The sequence below is a fragment of the Pseudomonas frederiksbergensis genome (assembly GCF_000802155.2).
GTDB classification, from domain to species: Bacteria; Pseudomonadota; Gammaproteobacteria; order Pseudomonadales; family Pseudomonadaceae; genus Aquipseudomonas; species Aquipseudomonas frederiksbergensis_A.
Map to the genome: position 1 here is coordinate 11,748 of NZ_JQGJ02000012.1, position 21,127 is coordinate 32,874.

The window sequence follows — 21,127 nt, forward strand, 5'->3', positions numbered from 1 at the left end:
CATGGACGACCGCCAATACGCCTTCCTGGCCCGCCAACCTTCTGCTGCCCTGAAAAACCGCGAGCGGTTCCTCGGCATGCCCAAGCGCGGCCTGGCGTTCCTCTTGGCCAACGTCATGTTCTGGCAACCAATGTGGGCCCAGGCCGAGGGCATCGTCGTCAGCGCGCCTGGCACCGGCCTCGACCGCGCGGGCAACGGCGTGCCCATCGTCAACATCGCCAAGCCCAATGCCAACGGCCTGTCCCACAACCAGTTCAAGGACTACAACGTCGACAGCAACGGCGTGATCCTCAACAACGCCACGTCCCGTACGCAGTCCACGCAACTGGGCGGGATCATCCTCGGCAACCCGAATCTCAAAGGCTCAGCCGCGCAAACCATCCTCAACGAAGTCAACGGCGGCAACCCCAGCCAACTGCGCGGCTACACCGAAGTGGCGGGGCAATCGGCCCACGTCATCGTCGCCAACCCGTATGGCATCACCTGCAACGGCTGCGGCTTCATCAACAGTCCGAAAGTGACCTTGAGCACCGGCAAACCGGTGGTGGAAAACGGTCGGTTGGACCGCTACCAAGTGGATCAGGGCAGCGTCGCCATCGAAGGCGCGGGCCTCAATGCCAGCAACGTTGATCACTTCGAAATCATCACCCGCAGCGCCAAGATCAACGCCGAGATCCAGGCCAAGAACCTGACGATCGTGGCCGGGCGCAACGACGTCAATGCAGAGACTTTGAGCGCCACCGCTCGCGCTGATGACGGCAGCGCCAAGCCGGAGCTGGCGATCGACTCTTCGGCGTTGGGTGGGATGTATGCCGGGGCGATCAAGTTGGTCGGCACCGAGGCTGGGGTTGGGGTGAAGTTGGATGGCAAGTTGATTGCCAGTGGTGGTGATATTCAGCTCGATGCCAATGGGCATTTGAGCATGGTTGATACCTCGGCCAGCGGGGCGGTCAACGTCAGGGCTGCGAGTCTTGACGCGAAGGGGCCGGTTTATGCCGGGACGACGTTGAATGCGCAGGTTCAGGGTGACTTGGTCAACCGGCAGACATTGGCGGCGCGCGATGGCATCAGCCTCAGTGCCGGTGGGCAGTTGAGCAACAACGGGATTATTGAAGCGGGGGTGAATGCGGATAACACCCGTAATGCTTCGGGGAATGTGAGCCTCACGGCGCAGAATCTGAACAACAACGGCAAGAGCATCGTCGCCAGCCGTAACCTCACAACCAACATTGCACAGACGCTGTACAACCAGGCCGGCACCCTCAGCGCCGGGCAAACCGCCACGGTAAAAGCCGGGACGCTGGATAACCAGAACAAGGGCCGGGTGCTGAGCAGCGGCGCGCTGGGCGTTACTGCCGACAAGCTGCTCAATACCCAGGGCATCGTCAGCAGCAATGGCAACCTGACGGCCAATGTCGGGCAGTTGATCAACAGCGCCGGCGAACTCAGCAGCCTGAGCAACGCCACGTTGCGCGTTGCCTCGCTGGATAACGTCGCGGGACTGGTGGCGGCAGGGCAGATGCTCGACATCACTGCCAGCAGCCAGATAAACAACCAGGGCGGACGCCTGACCGCGAGCACCAACGCTCAATTGAACGCCGGGTCGCTGGATAACCGCCAGGGCTCGCTTTCGGCCCAAGGGCTGAACCTGAACCTGGCAGGCCAACTGCTCAACGCTCAGGGCAGCGTGATCAGCAGCGACACGCTGCAACTGAAGGCCGGCCAGGTGAATAACACTGCCGGCCGCATTGCCAGTGCCAAGGCCCTGGATGCCAATGTTACCGGCCTGGATCAACAGGACGGCGAGCTCTTCAGCAACACCAGCCTCAGCCTGGACATGAACCAGGGTCAGTTGAACAACCAGGGCGGTCTGATCAATGCCTCAGGTACGTTGTTGTTGAACAACCTCAAGGACGTGAACAACCAGAACGGCGAAATTTCCAGCAAACAAGCGTTCATCCTGGCGGCACGGAATCTGGATAACAGCAGCGGTAAGTTGCTGAGCAATCAAGGCCTGATGCTCAGCATCGCCCAAGTGCTTAACAACGCCCGCGGCGCCATCTCGGCGGCATCGCTGGACAGTCGTAGCAACAGCCTGGACAACAGCGATGGCCTGATCAGCAGCCGCGGCCGACTCGATCTGACGGTCGACACGCTGCTCGACAACCAACGCGGCTCACTGATCGCCGACGGCGTGCTGCTATTGGCTGCTGATCGCCTGGACAACCGTGTCGGGGAGATCGTCGGCAAGACCGGACTCAACGCTACCGTCAACACCGTGGACAACCGCCAAGGCACGCTGATCAGCACCGATGCCCTGGAGCTCACGGCGACCAGCCTCGACAACCGCCAGGCCGGTTTGATCGGCGCGACAAAAGCGCTGGATCTCGATGTCGACGACCTCGACAACCGTGGCGGTGAGCTGTCGAGCAACGCAGACGTCACGCTGGTCAGCCAGAACCTCGACAACAGCGATGGCGGCCAGGTGTTCGCCGGCCAGGCGCTGAAGCTGACGGTCGATAAACTGCTCAACCGCACCAAAGGCCTGCTCAGTGCCAAGGCTGGATTGGAACTGGACGGCGGCTTCCTCGACAACAGCGGCGGCTACTTGATCAGCCAGCAGAACCAGCGCATCGATCTGAGCCGCGACCTGCTCAACAGCCAAGGCCAGCTCAGCAGCGAAGGTTCGCTGGATGTCACCGCCGCCAACCTGACCAACACCGGCGGCAGCCTGTCCAGCGCCAAGGACCTGACCGTGCATAGCCTGGGAGGGCTCGACAACCAGGGCGGCGAACTGGTCACCGACGGCGCGTTGCTGCTGACCAGCGCCGCGCTGGACAACCGCGAGCAGGGCCACATCAGCGCCAAGGGCGCGGTGGACGTCACCACCGGTGCTTTCGATAACAGCCAGAATGGCCGCCTCAACAGCGCCAGCACGCTGAACCTCGTCGCGGGCCAGGTCACCAACCAGGATGGCGGAAGCATCGGCAGCCAAGGTGCGCTGACGGCGTCGGTTACCGGACTGGATCAGCAGGGCGGCACGCTGTTCAGCAATGCCTCGCTGAGCCTGGACATGAACAACGGCCAGCTCAACAACCAGAGCGGTCTGATCAACGCCCCGGGCACGCTGCTGCTGAAAAACCTCAACGGCGTGAACAACAAGGGCGGCGAAATCTCCAGCGCTGAAGCCTTTACCCTGGCGGCGCAAAACCTCACCAACGACAACGGCAAACTGCTGAGCAGCCAAGGCCTGACCCTGCGCATCGCCCAAGCGTTGAACAACGTCAAAGGCATGATCGGCGCGGCCACCGTCGATACCCACGCACAAAGCTTGAACAACAACGGCGGCACAATCACCAGCCGTGCCAACCTCGTCCTGACCGTCGATCAACAACTGGATAACCAGGCCCAAGGCCTGATCAGCGCCGCGCAACTGCTCACCCTCAACAGCGGCAATCTGAACAACCAGGGCGGCAGCGTATTGGCCGGCGGCGCGGTGGTCCTCAACGCCATGGCCCTGAACAACAGCGCCAACGGCCTGATCAACGCCCAAGGCGACCTCACCCTCAACGCCGACTCCCTGGACTCCAGCGATGGCGGCGAAGTGTCGGCCAAGGGCGACATCAACCTGACCCTGGCATCGCTGACGCAAGACGGCGGCCGCCTGCTCGGCGAAAAAGCCGTCACCCTGAACCTCGGCAATGGCGACCTGAACAATCGCAACGGTTTGATCACCGCCAAAGGTCCGCTGACCTTCAACGCCCTGCGCGACCTAAACAACCAGGGCGGCGAAATCTCCAGCAGCCAGAGTTTCGACCTCAAAGGCCGCACGCTGGACAACAGCGGCGGCAAGCTGATCAGCAGCCAGAACCTGGGCCTCGACGGCCAGGCGTTGATCAACCAGAACGGTTTGATTTCCGGCTGGCAAGGACTGCTGGTCAAAGGCACGAGCCTGGACAACCGCAACAACGGCACACTGTCCAGCCGCAACGGCAACGTGAACCTCAACCTGCTGGGCAACTTGCTCAACGGCAACGGTGGTGCGCTGGTCAGTCAGGGCAGCCTCGGCGTGACAGCCGCTTCGGTGGATAACACCAAAGGCATCCTCAGCAGTGGCGGTGCGCAGAACCTCAACCTCAGCGGCGCGCTCGATAACGGCCAGGGCGGTCTGATCGACAGCGGCGCCGGCCTGACCATCAAGGCCACCTCCGTGGCGAACGTCAGTGGCGCGGTCAACGCGCAGCAAACGCTGACCCTCCATGCCAACAATGTAAACAACCGCCAGGGCACGCTGGTGGGTAACGCCGAAGTCAACCTGAACCTCAATGGTGCACTCGACAACAGCGCCGCCAAGCTCGCCAGCGCCGGCCCGCTGACCATCAAAGGCGCGACGGCGATCAACAACCAGGGCGGTCAGATCGCCAGCCAGGATCAGATGAGCCTGCTCACCGGTTCCCTGGACAACAGCAACACCGGGACCGTCGCGGCAAAAAATGCGCTGACGATCACCGCCACCGGCGCCGTGCAGAACCATAGCAACGGCCTGATCTACAGCCAGACGGCGAATATCGAACTCGATGCCGCGAGCCTCGCCAATGGCAAGGGCGAGATGCAGGGGCAGACCGGCCTCGATCTTCAGTTAAGCGGTGATCTCGATAACCAGGGCGGCAAACTCATCGCCCAGACCGGCGACGTCAGCCTCACCGCAGCCAACATCGACAACCGCGGCGGCACCCTCGCCGCAATCAAGGGCGCCCTTGAAGCGCGCACCGTGGGCGTGTTGCGTAACGGCTTCGATGTGAACAACAAGGGCGGCGTGATCCAGGCCCAGCGCCTCAACCTCCGCGCCTTGGCCGGGCTGAACAACAACGGCGGGCGGATCGCGGCTCAGGCTGGGGATGTCATCATCAACACGGCTGGCCTGAACAACCGCAGCGGTGGGCTCTATGCCACTGGGTTGATCAACGCCAACGGCGCCAGCCTGGACAACAGCGCCGGCCAGATCGCCGGCAACCGCATTGAACTGGGGCTGAGCGGCATCCTGGTCAACACCGGCGGCATCCTGGAAAGCGACAGCACCCTGGCGGTGCGCGCGGCGAGCGTTAATAACCAGAGCGGCAAGCTGCGTGCATTGGGAACCAGTGGGAAAACCGACTTCCAAATTGGCGGCCTGTTCGATAACCGCAATGGCGTCTTGGAAACCGCCAACAACGAGCTGACCCTCAACGTCGCTGGCTTCCAGAACCTCGGCGGCAGCGTGCTGCACACCGGCAGCGGCATCTTTGATGTCTCCACCGCCAACCTCACCAACGCAGGCGGCAGCCTTGTCACCCGCGGCGGCCTGACGCTCAACGCCGATACCTGGATCAACAGCAGTGTGATCCAGGCTGGCCGGCTGACGGTCAATGTCAACAACCTGACCCAGACGGAGACGGGGCAGTTACTGGCTTCGACGCGGTTGGAGGGTAAGGGCGGAAACTGGGTTAACAATGGATTGATTGCCAGCGATGGGAGCTTGGCATTGCAGTTGACCGGGCGGTACAGCGGCAATGGCCGTGTCACCAGCCTGGGCGACATGGCGGTGGACGCCGCAGCTATCGACCTGAGCAGCATGGCAAGCATTACCGGCGGCGCGACCACGACGATTGGTGGGCTCGGTGGTTTGGGCAGCCTGAACAATTACGGGCGCCTGACATCGGCGGGTTCGTTGAACATCAATGCGGGCATCGTCAATAACTATGGAACGGTTGCTGGCGCGAGCGGATTAAAACTGACGGCTTCGACATTGCTGAACGACCAGGGCGGCTTTCTGTTCAGCGGTGGAGATATGAAGTTACGGGTGGGAAGTCTGACCAACCGTAAGTCGGACGTTTATGCGTTAGGGAACATTGATGTAGCGCGCAATGAACAGGGTGGTCGGTCGGCGTTGATGGAGAATGATTCGGGCACGATGGAGAGTGGGCTGGATTTTTCTATTAATGCGGATTCTATTGTTAACAAGCGGGGGGAGTTTAGGACTGAGGCGGAGTTGTATTCTTCGGCATTGGGATTTCGTTGTTATAGTTGTGATTCGCTTCCTTACTCGATGGATAGGCAGCCCTCCTCGCATTTGGTTTATCAGCAACAATACCGAGTTGTGGTGTCTGGGGACTCGACAGCTAAAGCAGCCTCGTTGATCGCAGGAAGAGACCTGAGCATTAAAGGGGGTTCTTTATTGAACTCAATGTCATCCGTTACCGCTGGTCATGATATCGCAGTGTCGGTAGATGACTTTGAAAATTCAGGCGCGGCGTTGGGCGATTATGCTAGTCACTACTACTATAGTGCCAATAATCTGACGTTGGAGCAGATGAGGCAGGTCATAAACTACAATATATATAATGACGCTGGCTATACTGAGGGGGGAGTGCGTTTTTGGAACTCGGCGGGTGTTGAAACGGTAGAATATTCTCGTATTCAACAAATAGGTTTTAAGCCTCCGGATAGAGAGAGCTATCAATTGATTGGGCCGGTTGTTCTTTGGCTTGGAATGACTTGGAGTCGTACGTCGTCAGTTGTATTGGGGGAGTCCAAGTATTCAACTGGTGTTCGGGCCGAGTTGCCTGATTTCATAAAAAATTCTACTCCATTCAGTCGAGTCGTCGTCTCGTCTACCTCGTCCGACAGCTTGGTGCCCGCCATCATCCAAGCCGGCGGCAACGTCTCCATTACCGCAACAAACAAAATCACCAACGGCGTGGAGCGCCCCTTCTCCACAGGCATATCTACTTCATCCCGTAACACCACAACCGCCGCGTCAGGTTCAGGCAAGACCACAGTCGTAACCCTGAACAGCCAACTCCCACCGGACCTGGCCCAACAACAGATAAACCCGCTGACGCTCCCCGGTTTCACCCTACCCAGCGGGCAAAACGGCCTGTTCCGTTTGAGCGGTCAAGGCACCAGCAACGCATCGGCATCCCAAGCTCCGATCGCACCACAGAACTGGACAATCGGTAGCAGCGCTGTAAGCGCATTGGATCGATCCGTTGGCGTGCCAATAACCGATGTACGCCCTATCGAGATTGCCGATCAAAGCCAGCTTTCGACCATTGATCGCCAAGTGCAACCATTGAACGGTGGTCAAACATCAGCCCCGCCACCTGCATCTATCGCGGGCCAGTCATTGGCCCGAGTGACGGGCCTGCCGAGCGCGACCGTCTCCTCCAAGCCACACAAGTACCTGATCGAGACCAACCCGGTCCTTACCGACCTCAAGTCATTCACCAGCTCGGATTATCTGCTGACAAAACTCGGCTACGACGCGGACACCAGCGCCAAGCGGTTGGGCGACGGCCTGTTCGAACAACGTCTGATACAGCAGGCCGTCGTTGCCCGCACGGGCCAACGCTTCATCGACGGCCAGACCTCCGACGAAGGCATGTTCAAGTATCTGATGAACAACGCCATCGCCAGCAAAGACGCCCTCAACCTGTCGGTTGGCGTTACCCTCACCGCCCAACAAGTCGCTGCCTTGACCCACGACATCGTCTGGCTTGAGGAGCATGAAGTGAATGGCGAGAAGGTGCTGGTGCCGGTGTTGTATATGGCACAGGCCAATAACCGGCTGGCACCTAATGGTGCGTTGATTGCCGGCCAGAACGTCACGTTGATCGCCGGCAAGGATCTGGAAAATGCCGGCACACTCCGGGCCACCAATAACCTCTCCGCGACCGCCAGCCAGAACCTCGCCAACAGCGGATTGATCGAAGCTGGAAACCGTCTCGATATGCTGGGCGGCAACGACATCGTTAACAAATCCGGTGGCATCATCGCCGGGCGTGACATCAACATGAATGCTATATCGGGAGATGTGACCAACGAGCGCACGTTGACCACGGCAGGCTTCAGCAACAGAGGCTACACCCATCGACAGGACTATGCGGACAGCGCCTCACGTATCGAGGCGACCAACGATCTGACCATGGGGGCCGGTCGGGACGTCAACAGCGTTGGCAGCGTTATGGCCAGCGGTCGTGATACGCAAATCGACGCAGGGCGGGACGTCAATATCATCTCGGCTCAACAGCAAAGCTCCAGTACGGGAGGAGTTCGCAGAAGCTCGATCACTCAACTGAGTTCGAACGTCGACGCCGGTCGTGACGTTATTGTGAATGCTGGCCGAGACTTCAACGCCGTTGCCAGCCAGATCAGCGCCGATCGCAACGTAGCCCTGGCCGCCAACGAGAATATGACGGTCTCTTCCGGCGCTGACGAATCACACTATTACTACAAGTCGAAAAAGGTCACGTCCCAGAAAGATCACGTCAAACAGATCGGCAGCACCGTCAGCGCTGGGGGTGATGTGTCGATGAGTGCCGGAAAAGACATGGCGCTTATTTCCAGCCGCGTCAACGCCGGCGATGAAGCTTACTTGGTGGCCGGCGAAAATCTTGACTTGTTGGCTGCGCAAGACAGCGATTACTCGTTGTATGAGAAAAAGAAAAAGGGCAGTTGGGGGAAGAAAAAGAGCCGGCGTGACGAGCTGACCAAGGTGACTCATATAGGGAGTCAAATTATTACTGGCGGTGACCTGACGTTGGTAAGCGGTGGAGATCAGCGGTATCAAGTAGCGAAGCTGAACAGTGGCAACGATGCAGCGTTGCTAAGTGGCGGAGCAATTACTTTTGAGGGCGTCAAGGACCTGCGCCAGGAGAGTCATACCAAGAGCAACACCAGCCTTGCCTGGAATTCCATGAAGGGCAAGGGCCACACCGATGAGACCCTGCGCCAGAGCCAACTGGTGGCGAAAGGTGATTTGGTCATCAAGGCCGTTGAGGGCTTGAATATCGATATAAAGCACATCAATCAGAAGTCTGTCAGCCAGACCATTGATGCGATGGTAAAGGCCGATCCTGAGCTGGCGTGGTTGAAGGAGGCAGAAAAACGAGGCGATGTCGATTGGCGTCGTGTGGAGGAAATCCACCAAAGCTTCAAGTATTCAAACTCGGGGCTTGGCGTCGCAGCTCAGATGGTCTTGGCAATTGTGCTGGCGGTGGTGACGGGCGGAGCTGGGGCGGGGCTGGTGGGGGCTACGGCTGGGACCTTCTCGGCAGGATTTGCCAATGCCGTGTTGATTGCTGTGGAAAACAAGGCTATCAACAGCGCAATTAGTAATAAAGGAGACTTAGGTGCAGTCCTAAAGGACACCACCAGCAGCGAAAGCCTCAAAGGCTATGTGGTTTCAGGGATGCTGGGTGGTATCGGGAACAGCCTTGGCTACGACCCGACTACATTGGGCTTCGATTGGAATAGCGCTGGCCAAATCGTCCTGAAGACGAGTGCAGACACCTTGGTCCAAACGGCCTTACAAGGTGGCAGCCTGGGCGATAACTTCGTCGATAACTTGCTCGGTGCCGTTATTGATATTGGCGGCGCTGTTGCCGCCAACAAAGTGGGCAACCTGACCCTAGCCGAAGGAAGCCCCACCAAAATCGCCGCCCATGCCTTGGTCGGTGGTCTGAAGTCGATGGCCATGGGCGGTGATTTCAAGGCAGGAGCCTTGGCCGGAGGCGCCAACGAAGCGCTCGTTGGGTATCTGGCGGAACTGGCGCTGCCTGAAGGTTACGATCCCAACCGCCCCGGATCTGAGCAAGCTAAAGCGAACCTGTTGGCAATGTCGCAGTTGCTTGGTGTGCTTACGGCGGTTGTTTCTGGAAGCGACCCGCGCATTGCAGCAGATATCGCGGCCAATGCCACCCAGTACAACTACTTGACGCATTCTGATCTGGAGCGGGCAGCTAAGAAATTGCAGGGCTGCGGGAATGATGGTCAATGCATAGGAGAGGCCTACACCATTTACCATGAGTTAAGCGAGCGTCAGACCTTGGAGGCGCTGGTTGGCTGTGGTCAGAATAAAGGCCTCTGCGCAGGCTTCTCGAAGCTGGATGCGGAGGTACAAGCCAGGAAAGAACAGCTCCGTGATTTGATGGACTCTGCATCACCCAAAGCTCGTGAGGTCTATGAGCTTTTAATCTCTGAAAATAACGAGTTTCAGAACCTGTTGGCAGGAGTGACCACAGAGCACGCGACAAAGAACGCGACGGACATTTTGATTTCGAAATGGGGTGTAAGTCCGGAATATGCTAGGGCTATTATTGACGGCACGGTGACGCTTGCGGTTGGGATGGCTGCTGGTCGAGCTGCAGGTGGGGGTTCAAAAGGTGTAGCAGGGGATGCAGAGACTACTACTCCGCGTACTCCATTATCTGGTCCAACGGATAACTGGAAAAAATACACTCACGCAGAGGCTGTAATTCAGACCCAAGCATCGGGTCGGTTAGCTAATGCAGAAAAGGCAGTTATTGACCCGACAAAAGTAACATCTTATGCGTTAAACTCGGAGCATCCAATTGGAGGCAATAAAGCAAAAGTCTTTGAGTCAGCTTTGGGCTACAATCAAACGAATGCTGGAGAATTGATAGCGAAAGTGCAGGAAGGTGCGCGGTTATATCCTGCGAAGTTAGGTGTTGCTGATAAGTTTGGTCAGAGAATAACCATAGATATGCCTATAGCCGGACCGAATGGTAATACGGCAACTGTTCGTACTGGTTGGATATATGATTCAGGTTCGTCTACGCCTAGAATGACGACTCTTTATGTCAAGTAAGGAATGTTATATGGTTTACTCGCTTTTTGATGTTGTTGTATTGACTGAGGATATCCCAAGCGAAGGGCTGCGAGCTGGTATGCAGGGAGCGATAGTTGAGGTTTATAGTCTGCCAATTGAAGGCTATGAAGTGGAATTTTGTGATGCGGAAGGACATACTATTGCGCAATTAGCACTATCCTCCGATCAATTTCAGGCCAAGAGATAACAAAGGGGGATAGGATGGATAAAACTGCAAAAAAGGGGACAGATTCGGAGAAAAGGGGACAGATTTATTTTCTGAGCCTGTGATGATGCGGAGCGATCCGGACCTGGTTGATCCCGTGGGAGGCAAAAGCCGATCGGAAAATAAATCTGTCCCCTTTTCTACATACTCCTGAAGCAGTACGGTTAACGAGCCAAGTCCAGTTGGAAAGCTTCCAATCTGCGGTGAATACGGCTACCAAAACCAAAATGCCGTATGGCGAAAGAATTAGTGTGGATGGGTGGCAATTAGAGTTCAAGCCTCCGAGGGCAGAAGGCGAGCTACCCGCCATCATACACGCGAGATATACCGGGGCTTACTAAATGGACATTAAAATAGACAACCCGATTCGGGTTGGTATGAGTTTGATTGAGTTTGATGATCGTATTCCATCGATAAAATTTTCTGTAGAGTTATGTGTTGAAAAATTTGAGTTTTCTTTCTCAGTAAATATGACCTGCTGGATTGAGTGTGCTGTGCTCGATACGTTTGTTGACATGCTTAAGAGGGGAAGGATCGCGCGGATACAGGATATGAATAATGACTTCTCCCTCGTGTTTGACTGTGAGAATAATAAGTTGGTTTGGTCTTGTGTCAAAAGGGATGTCTCTGGCAATGCGATAAACACAGGTGGGGAAGAAGCTCTAGCTGATGGCGCAATGGCTACGGTTCTACAGGAGTTTGAAAACTATCCGAAATGGTGGTGATTTGAGGAACAGAACCGGGGACAGACCCTGCAAAAAAGAAAAGGGGGTGTCTAGTCCTGAAATAGGTTTACACCTGTTTCACCCTAACGCCCGATGCATCGCATCGGAAAAAAGCGGACAGATTTATTTTCTGAGCCTTTGCTACGCTGAAAGCTTCCACGGAGGAGAGGTCAGATATGCCCAGGATGGGACGTATTATTTTGCCGAATTACCCTCACCATATTGCGCAACGCGGTCATAACCCTCAGGTGGTTTTTGCGGTTCCCGAGGATTATCAACGCTATCTAGCGGATCTGCGCGAGCTCAAGGATGCGTTTGGGGTTAGGGTCTACGCCTAATGTCTGATGACCAATCACGTCCACCTGTTACTCGCTCCGGTACGCTATGGGAAAGCCGATACAAATCCAGTGTCGTGCAGTCAGATGCTTATCTCCTTGCCTGTTGCCGTTACATAGAATTGAATCCTGTACGCGCTCAGATGGTGGCTGACATAGCAGACTACCGTTGGTCGAGCTAGCGAAGCCGGGCAGGTGATTGTCCTGACAGCGGATGGCTGGATGTCGATCCCTGCTTCGTTGCGTTAGGCGCTACGGCGATGGAGCGGCGTCGCAAGTATGATGCTTTCGTGCGCGAGGCCATACCAACAGAGCAGGTCCGTTTGATTCGTGATGCATTGCAGCGCGGTCAGTAGACGGGGACAGGGCGCTTCGTTGATGAGGTAGAGCGGATTATTGGTATCCGGGTAGAACAACGAGGTCAGGGGCGGCCAAGGGGGAGGACGGGAAAATAAATCCGTCCCCTTTTTTGGGAGGCAAAAGCCGATCGGAAAATAAATCTGTCCCCTTTTCTTTTTGTGATAAGGGAGACAATAAACGGGTATTTGAGGTCCAGCGATGACGATCACTATGTTCATGGAAATCGAAGCCGGCGCCTCGCTGGAAACTATTCGGCATGCTGTGGAAAAAAATGCAAGTGTTGTAACGCTGGAGAAAACTTCCTTAGAAGGTTATTTTTCCGATTCGAATGGCTTCTTTTATTTCGAATTGGTTGATCCCCCCAGTGTTGTGTTTGCTGAGGGGTGGGAGGTTGATTGGCTAGTAGGTGTCATGGGAGCATTCCATTGCCCTTTACATAAACTGGAGCAGAGTTGGAGGGAGATAAAATGTGTCATGGAGGAATTATCCTTGCGCTCTTCGATGCGATTTGTTCTATCTTTTCAATACGATAGCGTCTATGCGTTCAATGAGGGCGAGGGTGTTGTGTACAAGAAGAGTATGGTCATTTAATCAATAAAAAGGGGGGCTGGACAGACCACGTTTTCTGTGTGGAACGTGGTCTGTCCCTGAGGGGGCCTTAGTGTTTTTCGGTAAGTGGGGGGTATGGATAGGAAACCGTTTCAGCTCAGTGACATGGAAATATGGGCTCGTGGGGATCGATTTTTTGTACGATACGATGCTGGATCACATCAGATCGCTATGCGCGAGGATGAGATATCAGAGAAATACATAGGTGGACCGGGTGCATATTTGAGAGATGCGGATACTGAATTTAAGATCCTGGAAACAGTTGCGCAAAGGCTTGGTCAAAATACTAGCGCAACGGGGCGCATAAACTTGCTTTCTGAAAAAGCAGTTTGTCCTAGCTGTACAGGGATGGTCTTACAATTTAGGGAGCATTATCCAAATATTCAATTGAATGTATTTACACGTGATTGAGTTTGAGTTGGAGGTCCTTTGAATTATTCCGATGTGTTGTATGAGACGCAGGTTTCGTATGGTGAAGCTACTCATAATAAAGGTCTAGCAATCTATCAGGCCTTTGCTTACGCTTATGATGAGATGGATGCTTTTTTGCATTCAAAGTCCTATAAAGTAAAGGTTCAGGCCCTTACCGCTTTGTTTTTCGTAGCGATAAAGGGTGGAGTGATATTTGCTAAGAACGATCCTTTTACAGATGATGTTTTTGAAGAGCTCGGCGCTGCGTACTCTAAGCTGTCTGAATTTGCGTTAGGTAGTGCTGAAGACGACAAGCTGATGCTTGAGCATATACGCTTAGTTGCTAGCTATACTGGTGTCATTGATGCTTCAGGAATCTGAAAATCTGCAGGGACACTAAGTATCGCCATGTAAAAAAGAGAAAAAAGGGGACAGATTTATTTTCTGAGCCTTTGCTACGCTGATTTCAGAAGGACGGTTTCGACAGTAGTCTCTTTGGTCAGAGGTGCGCCGCGTCGAACCATTGGCCGGATCAGTATGTGGCTGGCGCGGTTGGCTACACCGAACGGCGAGGCGATGAGATCCGCATGCCTCCGCCCGATAGCTACGAAATAGGGGGCATACGTTATGTCGAAACCATCGAAAACCGACTGGGAGCGCTTGGCCAAGTTGGATGACGCGGACATCGATACCAATGATATCCCCGAACTGGATGATGACTTCTTCCGTCGCGCCGAGCTGCGTGTGCCGGTAAAGCAGGCGGTGACTATTCGCTTGATGCCGATGTGGTTGAGTGGTTCAAGGGGCAGGGCGCGGGCTATCAGACACGCATCAATCAGCTTCTTCGCCAATACATGCAGGCCCAGCAGGGCCAGCGGCGATGAGCATATTAATGCTATGAAGCGGGCAACTGAGAGGCCGCCCGTTGTCATTAATTCTGTTACGTGTGTCCGCAGCTCTCCGATTACATCAAACGCTATCGCGTAGCGCTGTGGTTAAGGCAAAACAGGCGACCGCTGCGCAGTCGAGCGGGAGCAAGCTCCCTCGCCACGTGAAAAAAGGGGACAGATTTATTTTCTGAGCCTTTGCTACGCTGAAAGCTTCCACGGAGGAGAGGTCAGATATGCCCAGGATGGGACGTATTATTTTGCCGAATTACCCACACCATATTGTGCAACGCGGTCATAACCGTCAGGTGGTTTTTGCGGTTCCCGAGGATTATCAACGCTATCTAGCGGATCTGCGCGAGCTCAAGGATGCGTTTGGGGCTACCGAAGCCGGGCAGGTGATTGTCCTGACAGCGGATGGCTGGATGTCGATCCCTGCTTCGTTGCGTTAGGCGCTACGGCGATGGAGCGGCGTCGCAAGTATGATGTTTTCGTGCGCGAGGCCATACCAACAGAGCAGGTCCGTTTGATTCGTGATGCATTGCAGTGCGGTCAGTTGACGGGGACAGGGCGCTTCGTTGATGAGGTAGAGCGGATTATTGGTATCCGGGTAGAACAACGAGGTCAGGGGCGGCCAAGGGGGAAGACGGGAAAATAAATCCGCCCCCTTTTTTGCTTTTTTGTCGGGATAAAATTATTGACGGGGTTTTATAATGTTTTTAAGACCAAGAGTTGTGATTGATGCTTTGTTTAGGTACCGGAATTGTGTCGCGATTGCGCTGTTATTTGCTTCGGTCTTGAATTCTGTTCTAAGATTTAATGGTGGATGGGGCCGTTTTTTTTAATGATTGTAGTTCAGCTATTATTTGTGCAAGCTGTCTGGAATTATTTGAGAGGGGCTAGGATCGCTATCGGACCTAGCAGCTTGGGCAAAGATGCTAATCCTGAGTGGCGAGCTGCTTTAGCGGTATTCTCTTTTATTCTATACGTAATCATTTTTTTTCTAGATTTTGAACGCGGCCTGTGAAAAAAACAAAAAAAGCGCGCGAGAAAGGGGACAGATTTATTTTCTGAAAGGGAAAATGGGGCGGATTTATTGTCCTCTGGTGACTAGCGGAGTGTTCCGTATCTGATTTTTGATTTGCGGCGGGTGAAAATAAATCCGTCCCCTTTTTTTAAATCCATCAATTAATGCTGGAAAACGAATTGAGGTCAAATTCAAATGAACGTCGATTTTTTATGTTCCACTATCTTGAGTAGTTCATTCGGTTTGTCGATGGGCTCAATCTGGCAGCACTTAAGTATGGAGCTTTGTAAGTTAGAGACGGGTAATGAAGAAAGAACAGCGATTTTTCTCGAGGTGCTGAGGCGCCTAATGCTGGGTGGGCATCTTAAATTGGGTTCGAATGGAAAATTTCTCTCTGGTGATGTTGACGAGCAGATCGATGCGCTCAGGAGCGCGTGGCCTATTTGCCCCGAAGAAGACGACCTTGATGGTTTCGGATTTTGGTTTTTAACTACCGCTCCGGCGGGCGTAGTATGGCTTACCGCTGAGGGCCAAGAGGTATGGACATGATCCAACTAGGCGAGAAAAAGAAAGGGGACAGATTTGAGTGGCACTTACTTAACCTTCTTCGGATGCCTATTCTGAACACAGAACCGGGGACAGACCACGTTATATGTGTGCGAAAAAGGGAAAAAGGGGACAGATTTATTTTCTGAAAGGGAAAATGGGACGGATTTATTTTCCTCTGGTTACTAGGGGAGTGCTCCGTATCTGATTATTGATTTGCGGCGGGTGAAAATAAATCCGTCCCCTTTTTTGTCAGTTTCAAAATCTGTTGGCGGGTGTTACAACAGAGCATTCGGCCAAGGCGGTGACGGATGTCCTGATTTCGAAATGGGGTATAAGTCCGGAATATGCTAGGGCTATCATCGAAGACAGTGTGACGCTTGCGGTTGGGATGGCTGCTGGGCGGGCTGGAGGTGGAGGAAAAAAAGGTAGCTCTGGAGCTGAGAGCGCAATCAATCAGGGTAGGCTCAACTCTCAGCTCTTAGCTGAAGAGGTTGCGAGTGGACATGCCTGTCAAAAGCATGTAATTGAAAGGCGAGAGTTTGCAGACCTTGGTATCAGTACCAAAAATCAGTTCCAAGATTTTATCGAAAAAATCGTTTCGACCCAGCAATAGACCGGCGACAGTCAGTTGATGGGACGATGTACTATCTCGACAACTCAACGAAGACCATTGTTATTCGGGGGCAGAGAGGTGAAGCTACTGCTTTCAGGCCAGACCAGGGCGGCGTTGGTTGGGATAACTATATTAAATCTCAGGTGCCAAAGAAATGAGTGAAAAACTCGAAGATTCTAATTACGTTGATTTGAAGGTTTCGTTAAGGGAGTTAAGGTACTTTATATCTTGTGGGATGGCTCTGATTCAGAATGTTCCGAATGATTCCTTGCCAACCTATTGTGGTTTAAATAAGGATGAAATCGTTGAGGTTTCACTACGGCTAAGGGAGGTGGCTGAAAGAGAAGGTATGGATATGTAATTTGCATGCGGCAGAACCGGGGACAGACCAAGTTATCTGTGTCTAGTCCTGAAATAGGTTTACAGCCGTTTCAGGACCAGACAAATACAAACCTTAAATGAGAGCACAGATGGAGCTGAGCAGAACCGGGGACAGACTACGTTATCTGTGTCCCTGGTTTTCTTTAGCTTTCCGCACATGTGAAAAACGGGCGACCCAAAGATCGCCCGTTTTCGTTACTCAGCAGCTTGCGCCCGCAACCGTCTCCCAATCACATCCAACACATCACACCCATCGCGCAGCGATATCGTTAGCAGTTTGCAAAAATCAGAAAGCACCACCGTATCGGAACTGATATCCGAACGGAACGCGATATTTTCCAGCAGCTGGGTCACGGTGCGGATGCGGTAGTCGGCGGTTTCGAAGAGGACGTCGAGTGGGGCTTCGGTGTCGATGAGCAGAGTGGCGGGCGTGCAGTCGACGCCAGTGATGGGCATGAATCTGGTCATAGCAAGAGCCTCGTAAGTTAATGAGCCTCTCTGTTGATTCGGGTCGCCAACCCCGGTCGTCTTTTTGAACGACGAGGGACTATAGGCTGGTCCACTCTGGAGCCACAAGACACCGCTTTCCGAGCTTTATGTAGGACGTTTGGCCTAGCATTTGTCGGCTTAAAGCAAGCGACTGCTACCCAGCCGAGCGCGAGCAAGCTCCCTCGCCACGAGATCGCGCTCGACTGGGCGGGCTGACGCATCAACTGTGGCAGCATCCACGCGGCCAGGCCTCTTCATACTTATCATGATGCCGCACCCAATCCATGATCTCGTCTTCATTGCGGCCCTTGGGCGTGAGGTCGAGGTAGTTGTAGGTGCCGACGAGGATGTCGAGGCCGCGGGCGTAGGTGGAGTAGGTGTGGAAGGTGTCACCGGCTTCGTTGCGATAGAAGACGCTCAGGCCTGGGAGTTCGCCTTCGGCGGTGTCGGTTTTTTCGTAGTTGTAGGTGGCTGTTCCGGCAGCGACGTCTTCGGTTTTGAAGCTGACGCCGAAGTCGTAATTGAAGTCGCAGCCTTGCGACGAGACCCAGTCGAAGGCCCAGCCCATGCGGCGTTTGAAGGGTTGGAATTCGGCATAGGGCGCGCGGGAGACGGCGACGACGGCGACGTCGTGGTGGGCCAGGTGTTGGTTGGCGCCGTCGATGTGGTCGGACAGGAACGAGCAGCCTTGGCAGCCTTCGGTCCAGCCGGGGCCGAACATGAAGTGGTAGATGATCAGTTGGCTGCGGCCGCCGAACAGGTCGGCGAGGCTGAGTTCGCCGTGGGGGCCTTGGAAGCGGTAGGGTTTTTCTATCTTTACCCAGGGCAGGGCGCGGCGTTCGGCGCTGAGCTTGTCTCGTTCGCGGGTGAAGGCTTTTTCATGGGCCAAATGCTCACGGCGGGCGGCGAGCCATTCTTCCCGCGAGACGACTGGAGGGTGCTCGATGTTCATGGGGCTTCTCCTGGGATTGATTTGCCGACGGTTGCAATGCCTAGTCGTTTGGTCGGCGTCGGATTCGACAAGCCGCTGGTCGGTTTGGAGAAAAGGGCGGTCAAAAACCGGGCTGAACGGCGCTGATCCGCCCCGGTCACACCTTAAGTAGGCATCTCACTCTTTAAGCATTAGAGGATGGACCAGGATGACGACTTATAACTGGGACTTGATCGAACGGTTGCTGCACGAAGTGCAGAACGGCGCCGGCCACAGTTTTACCCCTCGGCCTTACGCGGAGCAGCACGCGGCGGAGAAGGCGGCTCAGGGCGAGGAAATCGAGAACCTCGATCATCTGAAAGCGGTCGCCGGAGAGTATGAAAAGTTACTGCTGGAGCGTGGGTATATCGAGCCTCGGCCGGAGGAAGAGGGCGGCAATGGCGAGAATTTTGTGCTGACACCACGCGGCTCGCGGTTGTTGAGCCTGATCGACAGCAGCATTCCGGGCAATGATCATCCGCGTCAGGTGTTGGATGAGCAGGAAGATGCGCTGGATGAGTTTACGTTTGATGATTTGGCTTCGAAGGCGCAGATTGCCTGACAGGCTGGCACTGAACCCTGTGGGAGCGAGCTTGCTCGCGATAGCGATTAAACAGGCAAAACACCTGTTGAATGTCAGGCCGCTATCGCGAGCAAGCTCGCTCCCACATTGGATCTCCCACATGGATCTCAGTGGTTTATGAGCGTGCTGCCTTCAAGCATTTCAGATCGCTGAAATCCTTCTTCACCCCATCGATTTTCTGCAATAGCCGTTCACGCTGTGCCGGGGTGCTGTCGGCCATCAGGTCCACCATCAGGCTGCGGGCCTGGGCTTCGGTTTTGTTGTAGGCCTCGCGATAAGCGGGCGTCCACAGGCTCTCGCGGTTGACCAGCAGTTGCTCGATGCGTTTCGGGAAGTCCGGGCTGTGGCGCTGGGCGACGGCTTCGCTGAATTGGTTTTGCCAGTGGGCGCGGTTGGCGATCCATTGTTGGTTTTGATCGCCAAGGGCGGAGGACCACGTCATTACTCTTTGACGCTGGGCATCGTTGAGCGGGCCGATCCAGTCATTGAGGCGTTTTTCCATGCGCTCGGCACGTTCCTTGATCTGCTGTTGCAAGGTCGGCTTGAGGTAGTCGCGCTGGCGCTTGCGCTGGTCCTTGACGAACGCGGCGTCCATGTCGTCGACCTGTTCGTCGCTGAGGCGCTGCAGCAGTTCGATGGCCGACGGGGTGATTGCTCGGGCGGTTTCGGCGATGGCGGCCTTGGCTTCGCGGGTGCGTTGCTGCAGGGCTTCGTCGGTCACGGTGTTGGTTTGCACCATGGTCTTCAGGCGATCGAGCCAGTCCAGGTAGCCGGGCAATTGCGTGGTGCAATGCCAACTCAAGTGTTCCTTGAGGCGATCGTCGAACCAGTCTTTTTGTTGACCGTTGATCTCCAAGTAATCGTTGAGGGTCCAGGGGATGATCAGGTCGAGGTTGCGGTAGGCCAATCCGATACGGCTGCAAGCGGTGAGTGTCAGCAGCAGGGCGATGAACATGGCGGTGCGTGTTAACCAGCGCGACATGAGCGGGTCCTTGCGAAGGCGGAGGTGCTTTGTTTGAGCATCGCAGACACGCGGCAGTTCAGCCGGTTGAATACGTAACGCTTAGTAAAAAGGATGGGCCATCTTCAAGGTCAACAGGCTGTCGCATTCGCTGTTGTGGCCGGAGTAGGCCGAGCAGCTGCTGCCGCTGAGGCTTGAGTCGCTGTAGATCAGGTCCAGGTCGATGCCTCTCCACGGACGGGAAATTTTCAACGACCAGTCACTGAAACTGCCTACGTAACCATCCTCCACCGAGACTGGAGTATTGAGTTGGTGGGTGGTGTATTTGGCGCTGATGCCGATGCCGAAGGGCACGTTGCCACCGAGGTCGGCGAACAGGGTGCTGTTCTGTTTGTCCGGGTCGTTGCTCAACGCCGCACCGAAGCGGCTGCCGAGAATGGTCAGGCCGCCATAGAATTCCTGGCTGTCGACGGTATCGACGGTGGGGTAACTGTAGTGGATCAAGCCGACTTCGTAACCCAGAGTCTGGTCGAAGGGTTGTTTGAAACCCATGTAGGAATCGACTTCCAGGTCGGCGGAGAAGCCGACGCTGGGTGACCATTGTCCGATATACCAGCCGCTGTCATGGCTCAGGTCCAGGCCACCGTGGAAAGAGCCGATGCTCGATGGCGTTACCAGGCCCTGGGCCATGCTGCGGCTGGGGGTGGTGCCGAGTTTAAGGTCGAAGTCACCGAGCTCGCGCTGAAACACCTGCCCATAAGAAGCGGGGCAAGCGAGCAGACTGAACGACATCAGGACAACAGGGATGCGCATGCTTCACTCCATGAATAGCGAGGAGCAGGGAATCGTAAACAAGCTGAAACACTTGAGCTAGAGAGGTGCAAGCATACCGGCGAATGTTCGGCAGCGATGGCCGTTCGTCGATTTATGTGCAGATGGGTGTGAGGGGAGGGGTTCCAGTCCAAGCGCTTCGAGAGTCAAAGCGCTTAGGGACCAGGTGACGCGGGGATTACTTTTTGCCCAGGCTGATCTGCTTGGACGGGCCGAAGGTCTGGCCGCTGACACCTTTTGCAATCTGCTGGATTTCACCGCCGGACTTGAGGAACGCAGCGATCTGGTCGTTGATCGACTCGCTGGTTTCAACGGCTGGAGCGGGCTTTGCTTTGCTGTTGGATGCTTTTACGCGCATGACGGCCATTAACCTATGGATAATTAATTGGGCCAGGCATCGTACAGGAAATACTTGACAATTGCTTGGCAAATATCCCCGTGGATTATTTGCGCCAAGGCAAGAATATTGAACCATTCGTGCCTGATAATTGCCCCTAAGCCACTGTTTTAAATAACAACGTT

At 55.0% G+C, this 21,127-nt stretch carries 14 protein-coding genes and 3 pseudogenes; 12 read left to right on the top strand and 5 right to left on the bottom strand.

The window, feature by feature from the left end; genetic code table 11:
• Window position 1: 1 nt before the first annotated feature.
• The 11 genes and pseudogenes from JZ00_RS20410 (at window position 2) to JZ00_RS30950 (ending at window position 16,751) form a co-directional block, all read left to right on the top strand.
• On the top strand, window positions 2–10,648 hold the full coding sequence (locus JZ00_RS20410) for a two-partner secretion domain-containing protein (protein ID WP_052742364.1): 10,647 nt from the start codon (window positions 2–4) through the stop codon (window positions 10,646–10,648).
• A gap of 10 nt (window positions 10,649–10,658) precedes the next feature.
• Entirely contained in the window at window positions 10,659–10,856 is a 198-nt protein-coding gene (locus tag JZ00_RS20415; protein WP_039593150.1) for a DUF4926 domain-containing protein, read from the top strand.
• Window positions 10,857–11,215: 359 nt separating this feature from the next.
• A complete protein-coding gene (locus JZ00_RS20420; RefSeq protein ID WP_039593149.1) occupies window positions 11,216–11,599 on the top strand; it encodes a hypothetical protein in 384 nt (127 codons plus the stop codon).
• A gap of 176 nt (window positions 11,600–11,775) precedes the next feature.
• Window positions 11,776–12,389 (top strand): annotated as a pseudogene (locus tag JZ00_RS31570) (transposase).
• Between the two features lie 121 nt (window positions 12,390–12,510).
• Window positions 12,511–12,885, top strand: coding sequence for a hypothetical protein (locus JZ00_RS20430; protein ID WP_152668458.1), 375 nt, complete (start codon window positions 12,511–12,513; stop codon window positions 12,883–12,885).
• Between the two features lie 93 nt (window positions 12,886–12,978).
• Window positions 12,979–13,314: a deaminase domain-containing protein gene (locus JZ00_RS30385; RefSeq protein WP_082112115.1), complete on the top strand. Its 336-nt coding sequence runs from the start codon at window positions 12,979–12,981 to the stop codon at window positions 13,312–13,314.
• An 18-nt stretch (window positions 13,315–13,332) separates the two neighbouring features.
• The gene (locus JZ00_RS20435; protein WP_039593148.1) at window positions 13,333–13,695 is read left to right on the top strand and encodes a hypothetical protein; all 363 of its coding nucleotides are present in this window, start codon (window positions 13,333–13,335) and stop codon (window positions 13,693–13,695) included.
• 246 nt (window positions 13,696–13,941) lie between these two features.
• Window positions 13,942–14,198 (top strand): annotated as a pseudogene (locus tag JZ00_RS20440) (BrnA antitoxin family protein).
• Window positions 14,199–14,437: 239 nt separating this feature from the next.
• Window positions 14,438–14,859, top strand: a pseudogene (locus JZ00_RS30390) (hypothetical protein).
• Window positions 14,860–15,423: 564 nt separating this feature from the next.
• The gene (locus tag JZ00_RS20450) at window positions 15,424–15,777 is read left to right on the top strand and encodes a DUF596 domain-containing protein (RefSeq protein WP_039593147.1); all 354 of its coding nucleotides are present in this window, start codon (window positions 15,424–15,426) and stop codon (window positions 15,775–15,777) included.
• A gap of 767 nt (window positions 15,778–16,544) precedes the next feature.
• A complete protein-coding gene (locus tag JZ00_RS30950; RefSeq protein ID WP_152668459.1) occupies window positions 16,545–16,751 on the top strand; it encodes a hypothetical protein in 207 nt (68 codons plus the stop codon).
• A gap of 215 nt (window positions 16,752–16,966) precedes the next feature.
• On the opposite strand, the gene JZ00_RS20455 is transcribed toward JZ00_RS30950, so the two are convergent.
• Window positions 16,967–17,239, bottom strand: a complete 273-nt coding sequence (locus JZ00_RS20455) for a hypothetical protein (protein WP_039593146.1) — start codon at window positions 17,237–17,239, stop codon at window positions 16,967–16,969.
• A gap of 241 nt (window positions 17,240–17,480) precedes the next feature.
• Entirely contained in the window at window positions 17,481–18,212 is a 732-nt protein-coding gene (locus JZ00_RS20460) for a DUF899 domain-containing protein (RefSeq protein ID WP_039593145.1), read from the bottom strand.
• A 187-nt stretch (window positions 18,213–18,399) separates the two neighbouring features.
• On the opposite strand from JZ00_RS20460, the gene JZ00_RS20465 reads away from it, so the two are divergent.
• Complete coding sequence (locus JZ00_RS20465) at window positions 18,400–18,792, top strand: hypothetical protein (protein WP_030141150.1); 393 nt, start codon at window positions 18,400–18,402, stop codon at window positions 18,790–18,792.
• A 136-nt stretch (window positions 18,793–18,928) separates the two neighbouring features.
• On the opposite strand, the gene JZ00_RS20470 is transcribed toward JZ00_RS20465, so the two are convergent.
• From JZ00_RS20470 to JZ00_RS20480, 3 genes are all read right to left on the bottom strand, one after another.
• Window positions 18,929–19,795 (bottom strand): DUF6279 family lipoprotein, encoded by an 867-nt coding sequence (locus tag JZ00_RS20470; protein WP_039593144.1) that lies wholly within the window; start codon window positions 19,793–19,795, stop codon window positions 18,929–18,931.
• A gap of 81 nt (window positions 19,796–19,876) precedes the next feature.
• Window positions 19,877–20,587, bottom strand: a complete 711-nt coding sequence (locus JZ00_RS20475; protein ID WP_039593143.1) for a TorF family putative porin — start codon at window positions 20,585–20,587, stop codon at window positions 19,877–19,879.
• A gap of 196 nt (window positions 20,588–20,783) precedes the next feature.
• On the bottom strand, window positions 20,784–20,972 hold the full coding sequence (locus JZ00_RS20480; RefSeq protein WP_018607615.1) for a hypothetical protein: 189 nt from the start codon (window positions 20,970–20,972) through the stop codon (window positions 20,784–20,786).
• Window positions 20,973–21,127: the final 155 nt, after the last annotated feature.